This is a genomic window from uncultured Microbulbifer sp., from assembly GCF_947498635.1.
In the GTDB taxonomy this organism is placed as follows: domain Bacteria; phylum Pseudomonadota; class Gammaproteobacteria; order Pseudomonadales; family Cellvibrionaceae; genus Microbulbifer; species Microbulbifer echini.
Genome location: NZ_CANMKV010000032.1, coordinates 1 through 18,196, shown reverse-complemented (window position 1 = coordinate 18,196; position 18,196 = coordinate 1). Strand labels below are relative to the sequence as shown.

General features: G+C 52.6%; 12 protein-coding genes. 7 read left to right on the top strand and 5 right to left on the bottom strand.

Translation table 11 applies throughout. The annotated features are described in order from the left end of the window. Positions 1-141: 141 nt before the first annotated feature. Genes Q1A69_RS15190 through Q1A69_RS15175 form a run of 4 tightly spaced genes read right to left on the bottom strand, consistent with a single transcriptional unit; the run spans position 142 to position 6,811 of the window. A complete protein-coding gene (locus Q1A69_RS15190) occupies positions 142-2,580 on the bottom strand; it encodes an endonuclease/exonuclease/phosphatase family protein (RefSeq protein WP_299587100.1) in 2,439 nt (812 codons plus the stop codon). 9 nt (positions 2,581-2,589) lie between these two features. After that, positions 2,590-3,864 (bottom strand): glycosyltransferase, encoded by a 1,275-nt coding sequence (locus Q1A69_RS15185; protein WP_299587097.1) that lies wholly within the window; start codon positions 3,862-3,864, stop codon positions 2,590-2,592. Next, positions 3,861-6,104: a hypothetical protein gene (locus Q1A69_RS15180; protein ID WP_299587094.1), complete on the bottom strand. Its 2,244-nt coding sequence runs from the start codon at positions 6,102-6,104 to the stop codon at positions 3,861-3,863. Before Q1A69_RS15180 ends, Q1A69_RS15185 begins: the two co-directional genes overlap by 4 nt. Continuing rightward, positions 6,104-6,811: a TVP38/TMEM64 family protein gene (locus Q1A69_RS15175; RefSeq protein ID WP_299587092.1), complete on the bottom strand. Its 708-nt coding sequence runs from the start codon at positions 6,809-6,811 to the stop codon at positions 6,104-6,106. The genes Q1A69_RS15180 and Q1A69_RS15175 overlap by 1 nt, the downstream gene beginning before the upstream one ends. A gap of 313 nt (positions 6,812-7,124) precedes the next feature. Here Q1A69_RS15175 and Q1A69_RS15170 point away from each other — a divergent pair, with 313 nt between their 5' ends. The 4 genes from Q1A69_RS15170 to Q1A69_RS15155 all read left to right on the top strand — a co-directional run bounded on the left by Q1A69_RS15170 (position 7,125) and on the right by Q1A69_RS15155 (position 15,614). Further along, complete coding sequence (locus tag Q1A69_RS15170; RefSeq protein WP_299587089.1) at positions 7,125-8,447, top strand: TolC family protein; 1,323 nt, start codon at positions 7,125-7,127, stop codon at positions 8,445-8,447. Between the two features lie 80 nt (positions 8,448-8,527). Continuing rightward, the gene (locus Q1A69_RS15165; RefSeq protein ID WP_299587086.1) at positions 8,528-9,556 is read left to right on the top strand and encodes an efflux RND transporter periplasmic adaptor subunit; all 1,029 of its coding nucleotides are present in this window, start codon (positions 8,528-8,530) and stop codon (positions 9,554-9,556) included. A gap of 18 nt (positions 9,557-9,574) precedes the next feature. Beyond that, positions 9,575-13,258, top strand: coding sequence for an efflux RND transporter permease subunit (locus tag Q1A69_RS15160; protein ID WP_299587084.1), 3,684 nt, complete (start codon positions 9,575-9,577; stop codon positions 13,256-13,258). Positions 13,259-14,639: 1,381 nt separating this feature from the next. Beyond that, positions 14,640-15,614 (top strand): SDR family oxidoreductase, encoded by a 975-nt coding sequence (locus Q1A69_RS15155; RefSeq protein ID WP_299587081.1) that lies wholly within the window; start codon positions 14,640-14,642, stop codon positions 15,612-15,614. 39 nt (positions 15,615-15,653) lie between these two features. Here the strand turns inward: Q1A69_RS15155 and Q1A69_RS15150 are convergent, their stop codons facing one another. Next, positions 15,654-16,205 carry a hypothetical protein gene (locus Q1A69_RS15150; protein WP_299587079.1) on the bottom strand — a complete coding sequence of 184 codons (552 nt, stop codon included), beginning with the start codon at positions 16,203-16,205 and terminating at the stop codon, positions 15,654-15,656. A gap of 618 nt (positions 16,206-16,823) precedes the next feature. On the opposite strand from Q1A69_RS15150, the gene Q1A69_RS15145 reads away from it, so the two are divergent. From Q1A69_RS15145 to Q1A69_RS15135, 3 genes are all read left to right on the top strand, one after another. Continuing rightward, complete coding sequence (locus Q1A69_RS15145) at positions 16,824-17,174, top strand: hypothetical protein (protein WP_299587076.1); 351 nt, start codon at positions 16,824-16,826, stop codon at positions 17,172-17,174. Positions 17,175-17,242: 68 nt separating this feature from the next. After that, positions 17,243-17,629 carry a hypothetical protein gene (locus tag Q1A69_RS15140; protein WP_299587074.1) on the top strand — a complete coding sequence of 129 codons (387 nt, stop codon included), beginning with the start codon at positions 17,243-17,245 and terminating at the stop codon, positions 17,627-17,629. A 43-nt stretch (positions 17,630-17,672) separates the two neighbouring features. Beyond that, on the top strand, positions 17,673-18,086 hold the full coding sequence (locus tag Q1A69_RS15135) for a DUF2007 domain-containing protein (protein ID WP_299587071.1): 414 nt from the start codon (positions 17,673-17,675) through the stop codon (positions 18,084-18,086). Positions 18,087-18,196 lie beyond the last annotated feature (110 nt).

Here is an 18,196-nt window from a genome sequence, read left to right as displayed (position 1 = left end):
ATAGCTCGCGGTGGGGACCATCAAGTCGGGAAATCCCTTTTATACGCGGGCTATAAATTGAGTGGAATTCGAAAAACCGTAGTTTTTACAGGGTTTTAGTCGAATCTTCTCCTGCTATTAATAGGGATCAGGCCAGGTTTTTCAAGGGGGTTGAGACGATCCCGATCGAAAAGGCACTTCTATATCGACAATGAGCGGCAGGTGATCCGAGGCTCGGCGTGTAAGTACAGTGCGTGGTACCCGCACTTTTTTTACCGCGATGCCGGCGCTGAGAAAAATGTGATCGATCCGCACTTTGAGAAAAGTGCCTTTGGGAGTGTGCCTGGGGGCTTGCTCCTGGGCGTCGCGCAGGTAACCACAGAGACGTTTGCATTCGGCCGAGGTGGGTAGCGCGTTAAAGTCACCCAGTAAAATTCGCTCACCTTTGCAACGCGGGTTACTCAACCATTCCGGTCCGAGCAGTGCATCTACTTGGCGCAGGCGCTCCGCGCGGGAGAGTCCCAGGTGCGTATTGATGACCTGAATCTTACAGCCATTGTGTTCAATTTCCACCCAGATAGCACCGCGGGATTCATCGGCAGCCGGGTTGAATAGGCGCCCTTTTCCTTTAGGAGGGCCGGGTAAAATGCCTTTCTTGATCAACTTGGCAGGTAAGTGGGTGAGAATGGCGTCGCCATAACGCTCTTCATTCAGGTGAATTGCGGGCTGGAAGTGCACATCCATAGAGAGAAGCCGCGCCAGCCGCTCGGCTTGGTCGAGCCCCCCGCTGCGTTTTCGTTTCACATCCAGTTCCTGCAGGGCGACCACATCGGGGCGATAACGGGCGATTACCCTGGCGATACGCTGGGGGGATAGCGTGCCGTCGATACCCTGACAGCTGTGCACGTTATAGGTCATGACTCGCAGTGTTTTCTGCGGTGCTCGATGCTCATCCAGTTTCATGGGGCGCGCACCGCGCAGGTAGGACCTGGCCGCGTTACGAAGGTCCTGCGGACGCCAGTAGCCTATTTGCGGGTCCGGCGGTTGTATATCCTCCGGCATCAGTGCAAAAGCGTGGGTTTCCCTGGGGCCGGCGGCACCGTGACTGCCATTTTCCATGGCAAAGGTCAGCGGTTGCTCCTCGGTGGCACACCAGCCGTACATCATAAAATCACCGGCATCGGGGTGACTGCACAAGCTGATCATGTCGGCGATGGTCTGCTCTGGGTAGGGGTGTTCGTCTCCCATCAGCTTGCGGCCGTCCTCCGGAAGGCGCACGGGGCCGTGTTTCCACCAGCCGTGAACTGCGGAACTGGCGGCGGTGGGATCTACCCGATAGAGCACAAGGGGCACATGGGCCTGCTCGACGATTTTGCGCGCGACTTCCGCGCGCTCGACACCGCCCAGCTCCAAGTTGTAGAGCATGGCGAGGGGGCCGAGGGCGGTAAGTGCCAGTGGTGTTTTGGTGCTGTTGCCCTCAGTGGGTTGCTCTACTTCTTTTTTATCCATCCACTCGCTGCCAAACAGGCGAGCCCGCTCTAGCTGAACTCCGCGACGGCTCTGGCCGGGCTCTATCTCCGGTGGTTGGGGAAGTTCGGAAAGCGTTTCAGACAGGGCATCGCCGAGGCTGCGCCCATAGATTTCTTCGTAGGGCTTGGTTTGTTCCTGGCCGTGGTCGGAAAAAATCCAAACGTCGTAGTGGCGTCGGTCTGAAGCGTGCGCGGCGCGCCAGATACGCGCTACCGCATCGTCGATGCCTTTTAAGACCCAATGGGCGAACGCGGAGCGCGGACCTCGGCGGTGGGATTGCTCGTCATAGCCGAGCAGGTTGACGTAGATGATAGGCAGGCCTCGGCTGATATCCACCTTGGCGCCCATGGTACAAAACTCCCGTGAGAGGATAGTGACGCCGACCCGCGTGGGTATGAACATCAATTCCTTCAGAAAGTCTTGCCCTTGCATTACCCCTCGCACGCAGTCGACGAGTGACAGCAGTAGCTCAACCACAATCAGTGCGCCTGTGCGGATCAGGCTCCATAAATTGGTGAGGAGCAGAATGCAGATGGTCAAAGGGCCGGCGCTGCGCAGGGCGGGGCCCCAGCCTTGATCGGCGGGGCAAAAGTGGGCTTCACCGGTCTTGGTACCGGCGCGAAACAGGCTCAGGTAACAGCTGCCACCGCGTAGCAGGGGGTCGCGCTGGTGGAAGATGGCTCGGTTTTCCACCAATGCGGCCACTTCCGGGTCGTACATACGGCCGAGCTTCTGGGTTTCATGCACCAGGAAGCCAAAGGCCGGTACCGCCTGGCGCACCCCATAGAAAAGCTCTGCCTGTACGGCGGGGGTGGTAGAGGGGACCCCTGAAAACATATGTTCCAGGCGGTAGTGTTCCTTGCGAATCAGGCGTTTTAAAAATGGCATCCTGCCGTTGGCCAAAGCCTTTAATAATTCCGGGTAGGCCAGGCCGTCGATCTGAAGCAGGATCAGCCCTGGAGCGTGAGGTTGTCGGCCACTGCTGGAGAGCCCCAGCAGGTTGGCGATCCACTCGCTGCGGCTGAAACGGCGGCGCCAGCGCCTGATGGAGAGTCCGACTCGGCTTAACATAGTTTGTTCTTACTGCTCCGACGCTTGGCTGAATGCCGCGCCGGCAGCCCCTGTCAGCCCTTCGAGAATTTCCCACTGGGCGCCGACCAGGTTGCGCATACGCAACCACTGGGCGAAGAGCGAGTCATCCATCGCCCAGCCATATTTCAGCAGAGGTTGATAGAGGTCGAGCGCCCGTTGGGCACAGCTGTACAAGGAAAAATCCTGTGCTGTGCTAAGGGCCTCGCGGTTGAGGGCTCGGCGCCGCTCCGTGGGCAGCTGGTAGAGCCAGCGGATAGCCTCAATAAAGTCATCCAGGTTTACCGTTCCCACTAGCCGGCCATTTTTACCGTCGCGCACCATTTCTCGCGAACCGTTGGCATCCAGGGCAATAACCGGCACGCCGCCAGCCATGGCTTCGGAGAGTACCAGTCCCTGGGTTTCGCTGGTGGAGGCGAAGACAAACGTATCCATGGCACTGTACATATCTCGGCGGGCTTCGCCGAGCACCGCCCCGGGCATATGCAGCCGCTGGGACAAGCCGCGACTGGCAAAGATGGCCTGTAGCTCATCTTCGAGTGGGCCGCTACCGGCAAAGAGGAAATGGGTGTTTTCGTTATCCCGCATAAATCGGGCGACCGCATTGCAGAGAAAACGCAGATTTTTCTCCTGCCCGAAACGCCCGAGGTGGCCCACTACAAAGGCCGATCGGGGGATACCCAGGCGGCGGCGCACCCTGTTACCGTCACCATTGCTGTAATCTTCCAGCTGAACACCGGTAGGTACTTCGGCGATGGGGGTCTTAACCCCTCGCTCACGCAGCAGTTTGACAATACTGAGACTGGGCGCCAATACCAGGTTGGCTAAGTTGGCATAACGGGTGGCGAGCTCAACCACAAAGCGTTTCAGTACTTGTGAGTCGGCGGGTACATAGTGGGTGTAGTGTTCATAGAGTGTGTGGTGGGTAAATACCAGGGGCAGTTCCCGCTGTCGCGCCACCCGCAAAGCGGTCATGCCGAGAAGAAAGGGGTGGTGGGCATGGACGATATCCGGCTTGAACTGGTCCAGGCGATCGCTCAAATCTGGGGAGAAAGGCAAGGCCACGGAGAAGTCGCTGCCATTAAAGTTCTGGATGGCGTGGATGCGTACAACATGGCTTTCGCCAGCAATTTTTTCCGGAAACTCCGGGGCGACGATCAACACTTTGTGACCGCGCTTGCGGTATTCCTCACTGAATGCAGCGACCGAGTGCGCCACGCCGCCGACGTGGGGCAGATAGGTGTTGGTCAGCATGACAATATTCACTGAGATCTTAACTCCACAGACTGTAGCCCCTCGCCAACCAGGGTGGGTGGAAAGCCGATGGGGTTAATCGCAATGGCCGGTGGCTTTCCATACCAGTCTGCCGTCCAGGATACTTTGGGGTGGGTTCCGGGTGTAATTTCCAGTGAAATCACCCCAAAGCGGGTTGGCGCCGGGCCAAAACGAATTGGCTCCTTGGCGGATGAATCTTTAAGCCACTCTGGCGGTAATCCTGAGACAAGAACCAGTGCGTCCTGTTCCTCCCGCACAAAGCAGTTGCGCTGCATCGCAATCCACTCCGCAGCTGCCCAGGCATGTTGTCCATCACCCATGCAACCGCCCAGGGAGTGGGGGTGGATAGCCTCGGGCCACTGTCCCGTGGGGGAGGCTAGCTTGGCAACATTACGCATCAATTCCAGGCAGCGTCTATCGCCGGCGCGCAGCAGCACCTGGGCGATGTGCAGGGTGAGATAGGCGTTGATGCCGGAGTGAATCATGTCTTGAAAAAATCCGCCGCCGACAAAACAGTTGTCGATCAGGTAGTCGGCGAGGTCGGTGAGGCGGGGGTCATCCGGCGGGTAGAGTTGCAGTGGGTAGCCAGCGACTACGGATCCAATGGCCCCTGCATCCAGGCGCCGGTTGGGTGAGGCCGGCATGGCCGCGCGGCCGGTCTTTGTCTGGGCTGTACTGAGGCTCTCGTCGATGGTGCGCTGGAAATCATTGGCGGCGGTGTTGAATCGGTGCGCGTTATCGTCGATACCTTCCCTGATACAGATGTCGGCCGCGGCGTGCAACCCGGCCACCCCCCAAAAATCATCCCAGTAATAGCAGTCGTTGGGGCCTAAATGTTCGGCACTGAAGCCCGCCGGTAGCAGGCCTGCACAGCGGCTGCCGTCTTCGGGCAGACGTTTGTTGATGATCCAGCGGGCACCCTTCAGTATTGGCTCGCACCAGAGCTGTTTGAGGGGTTTGTTGGCCAGCTGACAGAACAGGTTGAAGATCCACAGGGCCTCGCCGTTGGAGTCCCACTCACCGTCCTGGGAGTGAAAGAAACCGTCGCGCTTCTGTCGATGGGGGAACTGGTCCAGGGCCCGCTCCGCCCGGTCTATCAGCCCGGCGTAGAGAAGCGACTGGATCATAAATGCGGCATCGCGGAACCAAAATCGCTTATAGGTATAGGGGCCGGGGTACACATCTTTGGGCGAGTGGAGTATCAGGGTGTGAATGGCCGAGTCGTAGAGGAATTGAAAATCCCGGTCCGGCACCTTGAGCGCACAGTGCCCAGACAGGCTCTCTTTCCAACTTTTGACCACGGTGTCTTTGTCGGTCTCGGAACTCAAGGGGATAGAAACATCCAACTTCAGGGGTTTGTGTCGCTCCAGTCGAAACATGGCGGCCGCCGTGGCCATACCCACATCGCATTCGCCTTGCATGCTGCCGGTTTCGTCTTTCAGATGTAGATAGATATCCCCACCGCGATAATCCGATGCCAGGTGCTTATCAATGGGTTGGCTAAATGTCACCGCCGGTTGATCCTCGATCAGCCAGGATTTCCCATCGTCACCCAAGCGCACTTTATGCACAAAGCTGACCCCCTCGGGATTACAGGGGCGCAGTACCACCAGCAGCCAGCCACTGTCCCTACAGCTGGCGGTGAGGTGGATATGGCAGTGGGGCGTGCCCCGCGATGCCTCTACCTGCACTTGGTTGCGCAGTTTCAGTCCCCTGTGGGCCGACTCTGTGACTACGGCCAGGTTGTTGCCCAGTTCCTGGTGCTGCTCGCAGTAGGCGAGGGAGGCGGGAGTCAGCTCCTCGCCGGCATTACCGATCACCCAGGCATCGATAGACCAGCCATCGTAGTGAGGCGTGACCATCCCGCGGGGATCAATCACCGGCAGAGCCTCGCAGTCCGGCAGACCTACGGCGGTCCAGTTACGATGGCTGAGGTTGCAATGGGTAATGGAGAAAGCACGGGGGATAAACGACTTATCGAGTGGATCAAACTGGCGTTGAATCCAGTAGGGCCAGACCCAGTCCAGGTTGTGCTGGATTACCTTGCTGTTGATCAGCGCGCGGGCGTGAAACACCGCTCCGGCGCGCAGAAGCTCGATGGGTTCACTGACCTCGGAGGGCTCGGCAAAGCGTTGCAGGCGCGCCATGAGTGTCAAGGGGTCGAGGAAACCGTGGGCCGTGGCGAATCGGCGTACGAAGAAGCGCCACGGTAGCCATTTCATCCAGGGCATCAGAGGTCCTCTTCTTTCACGATTTTCTTAAGAGCGCGTCGCGCCATACGTGTTAGGCCGATGAGGGCAAGTACCGCGAGTACGAAACCCATGATGTACAGAGCCCACTGTACGGTAGTGCGCTCTTCCACTTCGCCCAGGGAGGTCAGGTCTGCGGCGATAGAGCCCACGTACACATTGTTCAGCGTAATGGGAATTACCCCCAGCGCATTTCCCAGAACAAAGTCGCGCAGGCGCACCGGTGTCAAGCCAAAGAAATAATTGGAGAGTTTGAAGGGAAACAGCGGTACCAGGCGGGTGAGCATGATCATCTGCCAGCCCTCGCGCCGGATCACTTCACCCACGGTAGCGGGTTTGATATGAGACATAATCCAGCGCGATGGCCTTTCTCCGAGTAAATAGCGGGCGATCAAGAAGGCTAGGGTAGCGCCGAGAACGGTTCCCCCCAGTACCAATAGGGTGCCTTTAACCACTCCGAAGACGAACCCGGCCCCCATGGTGAAAATAACGCCCGGCAGCAAGAGCACGATTGCCGCCGCCACAATCAATACAAACAGCAGGCTGGTCTGCCAGCCCCGATCATTGAGCCACTGGAACAGTTCGATCAACCGTTCATCCAGATCGAAATAGAGCAGCAGACTGAGCGCCCCAGCCAGGGCGATCAAGCAAATTAGAATCACAATTACCGGGAGGAACTTCACCGCCATAGAACTGCTCAGGAACCAACAACAAACGGTTTTGATCGCCGCCAGTTATTAGCCTAGCTAATGGAAATGGGCAGGTGAAACTTCACGCTGGCGCCTTTGCCGCGTTTTGCTGGGGGAGGGGTGCTCTAAGATCACTGGTGGGTAGGGCAAGGGTTAGAAGGGTTATCAGAAATAGAAATAAAGGAAGGAAATTATCCGTTGGCGTTGGGATAGGCTCCCCGGCATAGCCAGGGGCGCGAAGCACATATACTTATCTGATCTTAAATATTTATACATTGAGCGGGTGTGTGCTGTTGCCAGCTAGGGGTGATCGTTGTTCAAAGGCGGGTTCGCAATATGGATATTAATGGGTGCTGCCTGGAGCTCTGTCCCCGAGCCGGTGCTGCCCCTCAGTGAGGCGGTACAAACGGCAATCAGGACCAATCTGCGGGTGCAGGGCGCGGCACTGGAAGTGGATGAGGCAGGAGATATGGTCGAAGCACTGAAGACCCGCCGCTATCCCCGGCTCGAGCTGGATGCCGCCATCAATCATAATCTCACCACCCAGAGTTACACCTTTCCTGAGGGTAGCCTTGTTCCCGATTCTGAAATAGGACCAATACCGCCAGACAATGTGGAGATCACCACAGAGGAGGGGACGACAAAGATTGTCTCTGTCAGTGCGCGTCAGCCTTTGACCCGCCTTTACACCATTGCCCTGGAAATTTGTGAAGGCTATGTCACCACTGAGATGGCGGTGCAAAAAGTGCGCTGGACCCAGCAAGACGTAGCTTATCTGGTGAAATTGCAGTACTTCCAGGTAGGTCGGATTATCGGCGATTTACAGGCGATCGATGAGTCCATCCTGTTTTTGAGTGCCCTTAGTGACCTGGTGGGTAATTACGTTGATCAACAGGTGGCTCTGGAGTACGAATTACTGGATGTACGCGCCAGGCTGGCGCAGCGCAGATTGGAGCGTCAGCGGCGTGTTGACGAGATGATCACGGCTAAGGAGCGGCTCAACGCGTTGCTCGGGCGTGATGTGGAGACACCGTTTAGCATCGAGCACCTTCCCGTTCCCCATCAGTTGGTCTATGACACCAATGAATCCCTCTTACTGGCTTTTGAGCAGCGCGCCGACTTTATTGAGTCGCAATTGGCTATCGAGAAGGCCGAATACAGCTACGACGTGAAAAAGTCGGAGTACATACCCGATGTGGATCTTCACTTCAGCTACCTCAAACTGTATGACGTAAGCCTTATTCCCGACGCAGAAATTTTTGTTGCTTTGGACATGCGCTGGGAGTTTTTTGACTGGGGGCGCAAGCGCGACGAGCTGTCCAGTCGGGCAAGTAAGATTGCCGGGGCCGAAGTCAAAATGGGCGAGGTGCGCAATCAAATTGAAATCGAGGTGCGAGACAGCCTGCGCAAGTTGCGCACCGCACAGGAATCGGTGGGGGTGGCTAGAGAGCTACAAGCTGCATACCGGGAAAAGTTGCGTGTGATGATCAACCGCTATCGGGAGCAGACGACACTTCTTACGAATGTACTTGAGACGGAAACTCAGCTTGACCGCGCCAATAGCGATTACAACAAAGCGGTGCTTTCTGTTTGGGGGGCTCTCGCTGAATATGAAAAAGCGGTTGGGGAGGTGTAGTGGTGCTCCGCTTACTGCTCCCGCTGTTGTTTTCGTTCATGCTTAGCGCTTGCCAAAGTGAACCTCCTGGTAGAAACCCTGTGCCAGTACAGGCGGCGATAGCGCGCATCGAATCTGGTGTGGAGGGCTATCCGTATTCAGCTGTGGTGAATCCCTATACCCAAGTGAATGTGGCCTTTCGCACAGAGGGCTATATCGATGAAATACCCACTCGTAAGGCCCTGGATGAGGTACGAATACTCCAGGGCGGGGACATTGTGATTCGGGGCGAGCCACTGGCAATAGTCAATGATGAACAGTATCGGGATAAAGTGGTGGAGGCCGCCGCAAATGTGAGCAAGACCGAGGCTGCCCGGCGCAAGGCGGACCTGGATTACAAGCGGGCCTCGGCCCTGTTCGCCACCGCAAGTATCACCGCACCGGATTACGATGCCGCCAGGGAGGAGTATGAGATATCCCAGGCAGCGGTTGTTGGCTCCAAAGCGCGCCTGGATCATGCGAAAGAGAACCTGAATGATACGGTGCTTCGCTCCCCTCTTACCGGCGTAATTCTGCAACGAAAAATTGAAGTCGGCACCCTGGTGCATAAAGACACTGTGGGATTTGTGGTTGCCGATACGGCCCGCGTTAAGGTGGTGTTCACCGTGCCCGATGTGGTGTTGAGCTATATCAAGCTGGGCAGTGTACTGTCTATGCGTACTGAATCTATGCCGGGAAAGGTATTTACCGGTCAGGTCACCGAGATTTCGCCCGAGGCTGAAGAGCGCACCAGAGTTTTCGCTATTACTGTGACTGTCCCCAACCCTGATGCTCTGCTGAAAACGGGCATGGTTATGAGTCTCCTACTGGAGCGGGGCAAAGCAATCCGCAATCGTATAGTTATCCCTTTGTCCTGCTTGGTGACGCACTCCAATGGAGGGGAGGGCTTTGCAGTTTTTGTTTTGCAAGTCGACCAAAAAGTCTTACGGGCAAAAGTACGGAGAGTGATTCCTGGCCCGGTAATTGGTAATCGTATTGTGGTTTTACAAGGGCTTACGGTGGGAGAGCGGATAGTATCCAATGGCGCGGCACAGTTGCAGGACGGTCAAGCGGTGAGGATAGTGCCCTAATGTCCCAAGGGAATATCGATGGTGGATAAGGATGAAAAAACCAGAGAGGAAATTTTGGAGGCGGAGAGTGAACACCGCTTCAATACCGCCCGTTTTTTTGTCGATAATCCCTCTATTTCTTGGGCATTACTGGTGGGCGTCATGTTTTGGGGACTTATCTCCTACCTTGCGATGCCCAAGAGTAAAGATCCGAATATTCCCGTACGTATAGCAACGGCGACCACCAAATGGCCTGGACAGAGCGCTATTAAGGTAGAGGAACTGGTAACACGCCAGATAGAGGATGCAATTGCCCAGAGCGAATACCTATACCAGCCAGATGCCCGCTCTTTCGCTATAAAGTCCCTCACGCTCGATGGTGTATCCATTGTACAAACCCAGCTAGCACCCCACACAGATGTTACCAAGGCATTCAATGACATCAATTTAAAGTTGATTGATGCCCAGGGCCAGTTACCAACAGGTACAGAACCCACACAATTTAATACTGAGTTTGGCGATACGGCCGCCGTACTTTTAGCGGTGGCCAGCCCACGGGCAGACGCTACCGAAATAAGTCTCAGAGCGGAGAATATTCGTGAGGCAATAACCGAGGTGCGTGCCGAATATAAACGCCAGGGGCTGGAGCAGCGTGTGAGCATTATGGTGGCGCTGCCACTGGCAGTGCATGGTGCAAATGCGATGGCGGCTTTTCGTGTGTTTTCCCACTGGATTGAGGAGGAGGGTTATGGCATCGCGCCTAAAGTGCTGACCGGTCCCGGCTACATTGGCGTGGATTTTACCTCGGATAAAACGGATGAAGAGCTGATGTTCGCAGAAAGGCGCTTTCTCAATGACCGACTCAGCGCACAGAAGTTCTTTCCCGATGCCTGGAAGCCATTTATCGTGCGGGATATTACTGAAACTCGCGAGCGATTGGCGGCAGTAGCAGGAGCAAAATATAGTTATCGGCAGTTGGATGATTTTACCGATTTGATCGCTGCAAATATTCGCACACTTCCCCAGGTTAAACGGGTACTGCGCTCCGGGGTTTTACAGCAGCAAGTCGATTTGATCTACTCCCAGGAGCGGCTCGCCTCATATGGCCTACGCCCGGATATGATCGCCCCAATATTAAACGCGCGTAATACAACAATCCCCGGCGGTACCCTGACGGTGGAGGATATGGATGTTGCAATATTTCCCAGTGGGGACTTTAGCAACTATGAGGAAATCGGTGATGTGCCTATCAATCTTAGTAAAGAGGGCACACCAGTTTATTTGCGTGGGGTGTTGGATGTATCGATGGGTTATGAGTCGCCGCCAGAGCTGCTGAATTATTATGTCAACCGATCCAAGGATGGCACATGGCATCGCCATCGCAGTATTAATTTATCAGTACAAATGCGCGATGGGGAGCAGATCGGTAAGCTGGGCAAAGTACTCACTCAACTACTGGAGCAGGTCCATGCTGACTTACCACCAGATTTAATTATTGAGCGGGTTTCAGATCAGCCCCGGCAAGTAAGGGAAAGTGTCGGACTTTTTATTGAGGCGCTGATTGAAGCCATTATTCTTGTAGTAATTGTTGCCTTTATAGGGTTTTCAGATTGGCGCTCTGCCGTTCTGTTAATGATCTCTATCCCGATAACCCTGGCGATGACCTTTGGTTTTATTCAGTTCTTGGGTGTGGATATTCAGCAGGTTTCTATCGCCGCACTCATTATTGCTCTGGGGCTTTTGGTGGATGACCCGGTTGTGGCAGGGGATGCAATTAAGCGGCAGATGGCTGCGGGCAAACCCTCGTTTATTGCCGCCTGGCTCGGACCAACCTTGCTCGCCAAGGCTATTTTCTTCGCAACGCTCACCAATGTAGTGGCCTATCTACCGTTCTTGCTATTAACCGGTAATCAAGGTGACTTCCTGCACAGCTTGCCGGTGGTTATGGCCTGCGCGCTGATTGCTTCACGTATCGTATCCATGACCTTTCTCCCTTTCATCGGTAATCTCATTTTACGTCCCCCAAAACGCAGCGAAGCAAGTTTGGAGGAAAGGCGGAAACATGGTCTTACTGGGTATTACTATCGGACAGCGAGCTGGGCGATAGATCATCGAAAATTTGTACTTTTAGCTTTTGTGGTTGTGATAGCAGGCGGATTTACACTAAAAGCTCTGCTAAAGAATGCCTTCTTCCCTGATGATATACAGTATCTTTCCTATGTGGATGTGTGGTTGCAAAATGATGCGAGTATTGATGCCACTGATAGTGTTACCAAGCTGGCAGAGCAGGTGATTCGGCAGGCGATTGAAAAATATCAAAAAGAAAATGGCGATAACTCGGGAGAGTCAATCCTGCAAGCACTCAGTACTACGGTGGGTGGGGGAGCTCCACGATTTTGGTATACCGTGAATCCCCGCCCCCAGCAGGCCAACTATGGCCAGATTATTATTCGGCTTAGTAACAAGAATCTGACACCGGAATTGGTGCCAATTATTCAGCAGGCCCTCAGTAAAAATATCCCTGGCGCCGACCTGGATGTGCGTCAATTGCAGACTACACCGGTAGATTACCCCTTTGAAATTCGTGTATCTGGGCGTGTCACGACCGGTTCCGAAGAGGAAATGAAGGATATCGCCATCCTGCGCCAGATTGCGCAAAAGGTAAAACATATCGTACAGACGTCCCCGTATGCGCGCACTGTACGTGAGAATTGGGGCGGTGAAAGCTTAACCCTATACATGAATGTTCTTGAGGATCGAGCAGTCATGTCTGGAGTTACTAATGCAGATATCGCGCTGTCTTCTTCAACAGGCATTAACGGTACTGAGGTAGCCACCTTGCGCCAGGGCGATAAGGAAATACCAATAGTGGCCCGCTTGCGACTGGATCAGCGAGGGCAATTGGAGGATATTAATAATCTGTATGTGTTTGCCTCCGATAGTGAAGTAAGGGTTCCATTAGAGCAGGTGGCCACTACGAGGATAGACTTTAGGACAGAAAGAATACGGCGGTTGGAGAAATTTCGAACCATTACCGTATTTGCCTATCCTTATAGTGGATATATTTCCTCAGATATTATGGGGGATATAAAAAATGAACTGGAGGCCCTGCAAAAGACCTTACCCAGTGGCTACCAGTTACAAGCCTCTGGTGATGCAGCGAATTCAAAACACGGTTTCTCGCAACTGTTAATGATTCTTGGTGTTTCTTCCGGCGCTATTTTTCTGGCCCTGGTGTTTCAGTTCAGCAACCTGTTAAAACCATTGGTGGTGTTTGCCACAGTACCACTCGGAATGGTCGGAGCATTGACGGCTCTTTTTGTTACCGGGCAGCCTTTTGGTTTTATGGCCTTTTTAGGGATTGTTAGCTTGGTGGGGGTGATAGTGAGCCATATTATTGTTCTGTTTGATTTCATTGAAGTTCGACATGCGGCTGGAGATCCGTTCCGGGAAGCCCTATTAGATGCGGGAATTTTACGCCTGCGCCCGATCCTGATTACCATCGCTGCCACTACCTGTGCCTTGGTGCCCCTGGCTATCCACGGTGGTCCCCTTTGGCAGCCGCTGTGTTTTGCGCAGATAGGCGGTTTAATTTTGGCAACCTGTGGAACCTTAATGTTAGTGCCTGTGCTCTACACCATCATGGTGGTGGACTTGAAGTGGATTCATTGGCAAGAGAAAATACCCGATCAGGAGGATGATAATAACCTGATAAAGGCTTAAGCCAGTTTTAACGGGAATATACTCTCAAAGGAAAAATAGTGATTTCACTTCGTTCAGTTTTCCGAGTACTGATTCTGTTTGTATCCGACAACCTTAATCAGTAAAGACAGGAAATCAGACACGGCTATTAATGAAGGTGTTGATGCCCGTTAAGAGTGAAAACAATGCGATAACCGACAAATCGATGCCCAGGGTATTTAATGATTTAATCACCACAGCTAACCCGGAATCCTCCTGTTTCTACCTTGAGGATGGCAAGCGCGCCGCTATTTTTGTTCTCAAGCAGAAGCGTCAGTATCATGTAATGACTTTTAATAAAAATTTTTCTCTGCTCTGGGGACGGAAATCTGGATTGCTCCGGTGTTAAGTCAAAAAGAGCTGCAAAAGCACCTTTAACTGCCCCTGAGACTCTGTGGGAGACTACAGTACGGCATACTACACTAGTGTGCCGGTTTATCAGCATTTGACTGAGAAGGTCGACATTGCAACGCACCAGGGCCGATCTATGCGAGCTACTCAGAGAAGCGGTAGATTTGAGATGCTATTTGGCTTGTTCAGCCTGATGCTGCTTGTAGTTTTGACTTCTCTTCATACGGCTGCTGAAGTTCACTCCAGGGCTGTTGGAGGCCTTGATGCGGCTATGGGCCCGGATCGGCGCCGAAGCGACGGCTCGATTTTGGGGCTCCTTTTCTATAGTTCCTCTAGTGGCACTTATAGCAATAGCACTTCTCGTGGTAGCAGTGCCTCTAGCGGAGGGCTTCCGGCTATAAACAGAGAGCTGGTCTCTCAAACCTTTATATGGTCAGTAGGTAAAACCCCTTACCAGTATGCTTCCGGCGAACTTCTGGGGATCGTATTATTTAGGACAATTGCCTGGGATATCTCAACCTCACCAAGGGCGCAGCCGCTGCCTATTCGCCACTTTGATGCCGTGACTGAGCATGATTTTAAGGCAACTATGGCCCGCAAAAGATACCACCGTATTTGCGATCGCCGAGCCCCGCAGAGGTTAACACCTTGCGCCGTGGCTCAGTGGCAATACCGTCAAGCGAAGGACTGCCTCGAAGCCCGTGAGAAATGGGAGGTTAAGTGGGGCAATGCAGAAACGGCTGCACCTCATAAGCGGGCATTTGAAAATGTCAGGGCTAGATTAAAAAATGCGGAGAGGAATCAAAGACGGCACTGTGATCTGCAGAATAAGAGAGAAGAGTAAAAGCCTACAAACTGCGCTATATCTTGCTCAGTCTAAATCGTAGCCTGGTCGCTCAGTAAGTGGATCTTCACCCCCTACGCTGTTTGGCAACAGTCAGTACCAGTGACTCGATACCTGTCCATCTGTAGACTATCGGCCAATTACTATTTTTTGAAATGAGTGATCTTTGTGGAAGAGCGTGTGTTACTGACCGGCGCCAGCGGGTTTGTGGGGTGTACACTATTACCAGCCTTAAGAGATAAAGGCTATAGGGTACTACCAGTGTATCGCCAGCCGGTGGAGGGAGGCTTCCAGATACAGGGATTAGATGCACAGACAGACTGGAGTGCTGCCCTGGAGGGGGTTAGCGTGGTGATCCATACGGCAGCGCGTGTCCATGTCATGCAGGAAAGCGCAACCGATCCCCTGGCTGAGTTCCGCAAAGTCAACGTGGATGGCACACTCCAGCTTGCTCAGCAGGCCGCCGTGTCTGGAGTGAAAAGATTTATTTTCTTAAGCTCTATCAAGGTGAATGGAGAGTCCACAGCGGGCCAAAGCTCGTTTTCCGCTTTAGACGATTGCCACCCAGAAGACCCCTATGCTGTTTCCAAGAAGGAAGCTGAAGATGCGCTGCTGGCACTTGCCGAAGAGACGGGGTTGGAAGTGGTGATAATCCGCCCACCCTTGGTTTATGGCCCTGGGGTAAAAGCCAACTTTCAATCCATGATGGTTTGGTTGCAGAAAGGTATCCCATTGCCACTAGGCTCTATTGAAAATCGACGCAGCTTGGTTTCTGTTTATAATTTGATCGACTTGATCACGGTTTGTATTGACCATCCCAAGGCCAAAAACCAGATCTTCCTTGTTTCTGATGATAGGGATATGTCGATCACTGAGCTGTTAACTTGTCTGTCCACAGCCCTACAATGCCGCGCTCGGCTATTGCCCGTGCCAAAATCTGTTTTGGTTTTTATGCTTTCCTTGTTTGGGAAGAAGGCGGTGGCCGATCGGTTATGTGGTTCTTTACAGGTGGATATCGTGAAAACCAAGGAATTGCTGGGCTGGAAGCCAGCGGTAACTGTTGAAGAAGGCTTGGCAAAGACCGCAGAAGCCCAGTTAGAATACCAAACGGTGGCGGTCGAAAATAACCGCCTGGATGGTTAAAGGCCGCGAAACGGGACTGCCGCTCCGGCCCTCTGTACCTTAGCCTTGACGGTTTACAATCGCAGCGTAAAAGCCCATCAGATAAGAGCTGGAAACTTCGACCACTGAGCGGTGCCCGGATTTTGCCTTAAGTTTTACTCGGAGGTTTTCGCGGCGCTCGAGCGCGCTGGTTATCTGATCTTCTTGCAGGGAGACCTCAACTGTTTCTTCAAGCATACAGTTGATTGAGCTAGCACAGTTGAGGACTTTTTTATCGACCTGAGTTACATCAACCTGGTGCCCGCCGCGAAATGACGCCAACTCATAGTTACGCCAGTCTTCCCGGTAAGTGATATCGATATGCAACCGGTATTGAATACTCCCACCATCCCTGCTCTCAACAGCTCGAAGATTGTAGTAGTACAGGTTGTGGTCTGAACCGTCGGTGGTGGCCTGCATCGGAGGTCCGCTATATTCAATAACCGGGCTCTTTGCATCATTTTGTATCGTCACGGCCTGCCGCACTTCTGCGACGCTTTTCTGCGTAAGGCTTGTCGTCGCACTACATCCGGCTACAAGGATAGCTATCAGGGCGATTGCGAGCTTGGTCATATACCTTTCCTGCTGCGATAGAGATTTTATAAAGGGGGAGTATCTCATATTTGGCTGCTCGTGCAGGAATTGAGCCGCTTTTTTAAGCATCTGGGCGGGGCGCTCAGAAAATAATGCAGTCTGAAAATTGAACATATAATTCCTGGAATACAACAATATTTGACATACTTGGCAATTGCAAAGTGGGTCACCAGCATCAATCGGAGGTAACACCGCTCGAGATTACTGAGAATGTCAGTGCGAATTTGGCCGGTGAGGTGAGGCAGGTGTTGGGGGCATTAGTGGGATGTATTGGGATAGCCAAGCCATCTAGTAGTATCGCCATTCTTAAAGTAGGCAGCTTACCAAGTGGTTTTCGCTCACGGTGATTGTTATTTCCCTGATTTGCCAAAACTTACCAAAAAATGTTTTAAAATAAGCTGGCTGCGAGGATAGCGAAAGTTGTGGATAGTGGCCATGATAATCGCTTTCCCAGTTGGTTCTCTAGTGCCAAGTGACTGTAAGGTTTTGATTTAGTGGAAGAAGATGGTGTGTTGGCGTAAATTTCGATCAGAAATAGTGGCGAAGTAAGTAGTAGTCATTATGACCACTATATATCAATGTTAGGTGTCAAATACTATGAAGTACATCTTATTGCTCAGCGTTTTAGTTGTGGTTCTGATTGTGCTTTTCAGACGTCAAAACAATAAGCCTGTCAGTCGATCTGCCAATGAGGTAATTGAATTTTTAGAGAGTTGGCATGGCGACAAAATTGATTGGGAGGCGTGGGGCTATTTTGAATCCTGTAAGATCGAGAATCCAGATTTGGAAGCGGTACGATTAAAGTGTTTGGCGATAGATGTTATAGGGTCCCCTTATTTGCTCCAACCGGAAAAACATAACAAATTGCTAAATCAAGATGGAAAGAAACTCGTAAAGAGCCTAATCGTTGAGTGTAAAAAAATTGGATCAGTGCCAAACACCATATAAGCGCTGGTTGGCGGGCAGGTTTTCCGCTGCACTCCAAACCAGTCGCAATTACGAAGGTTAGAGAGCCAATGAATAACGAGCATAGGGCACGGGATTGGATTAACTTCATATTAGAGAGGTGTCAGTTCCCTGATGTACAAGCGCTAAAGAATCACCTCGATAAAGCTGTGTTTACTGAGTTCTGTCAGTGCGGATGTAATAGCTTCAAGGTTCTCGTCCCGGCTTCTACTAAAGGGATTGCCGCTCCAGGTAAGTATGGTGTTTTTTTTGAAGCAAACTTTAATCTTGTAGAAAAAGGTAAAACGTTAGAAATCCTAATTTTCTCTGGAGAATCAGGGATGATTGAATACATAGAAATAGACTGTTGTGGCAACAACTTTCCTGTTCCAGAGGTGGTTGAGGTTATGGGGGAACCGTTTCATGTCAGTGCCAGTAGTGCGCTGGACTCGCAATAAGTTGCTCGCCTGTTCGGCGGGCGTTAAGTTCCAAGGAGTCAGCATGCTAGTAACCATCGCTAGATTCTCATTTCCATATGAAGCGCAGATTGCGAAGGTGAGACTTGAGTCTGAGGGAATAGAGGCTTTCATTGCAGATGAACATACAATAAATATGCAATGGCTATATTCTGATGCTATGGGTGGCGTAAGGCTTCAGGTTACGGAAACCGATGTTGATGAAGCCAGAGATATCTTGAATCAGGATCGTTCCGCACTTGTGGATCAAGCATTAGGCGGCAGGGAAAAAAGAAAATGCGAGCGCTGCTCCTCAACAAATCTAGAGCCCTTTACCAAGGGGAAAAAGCCCGCGTTTCTGGTCTTTCTGCTTTTGGGGATGCCGCTGTTTTTTTATCAGCACGGAGTAAAGTGTAAGGACTGTGGCCACTTCAAAAAAATTAACAATCGCAGGCAGTAAAGCTCCGGCCCTCCGCGGGACGTTAACTGTAGGTCCTAGATTGCCAACATAAGTGACACACGTTTACCCACCAAAAATTCCAGTGGGCTCAAGTAATTTAACACCTTCCT

Excerpts from the sequence above, each read along its gene's own strand:
- Q1A69_RS15190 (WP_299587100.1), bottom strand. The coding sequence starts at position 2,580 with ATGTTAAGCCGAGTCGGACTCTCCATCAGGCGCTGGCGCCGCCGTTTC.
- Q1A69_RS15180 (WP_299587094.1), bottom strand. The coding sequence starts at position 6,104 with ATGCCCTGGATGAAATGGCTACCGTGGCGCTTCTTCGTACGCCGATTC.
- Q1A69_RS15175 (WP_299587092.1), bottom strand. The coding sequence starts at position 6,811 with ATGGCGGTGAAGTTCCTCCCGGTAATTGTGATTCTAATTTGCTTGATC.
- Q1A69_RS15160 (WP_299587084.1), top strand. The coding sequence starts at position 9,575 with ATGGTGGATAAGGATGAAAAAACCAGAGAGGAAATTTTGGAGGCGGAG.
- Q1A69_RS15150 (WP_299587079.1), bottom strand. The coding sequence starts at position 16,205 with ATGACCAAGCTCGCAATCGCCCTGATAGCTATCCTTGTAGCCGGATGT.
- Q1A69_RS15145 (WP_299587076.1), top strand. The coding sequence starts at position 16,824 with ATGAAGTACATCTTATTGCTCAGCGTTTTAGTTGTGGTTCTGATTGTG.
- Q1A69_RS15140 (WP_299587074.1), top strand. The coding sequence starts at position 17,243 with ATGAATAACGAGCATAGGGCACGGGATTGGATTAACTTCATATTAGAG.
- Q1A69_RS15135 (WP_299587071.1), top strand. The coding sequence starts at position 17,673 with ATGCTAGTAACCATCGCTAGATTCTCATTTCCATATGAAGCGCAGATT.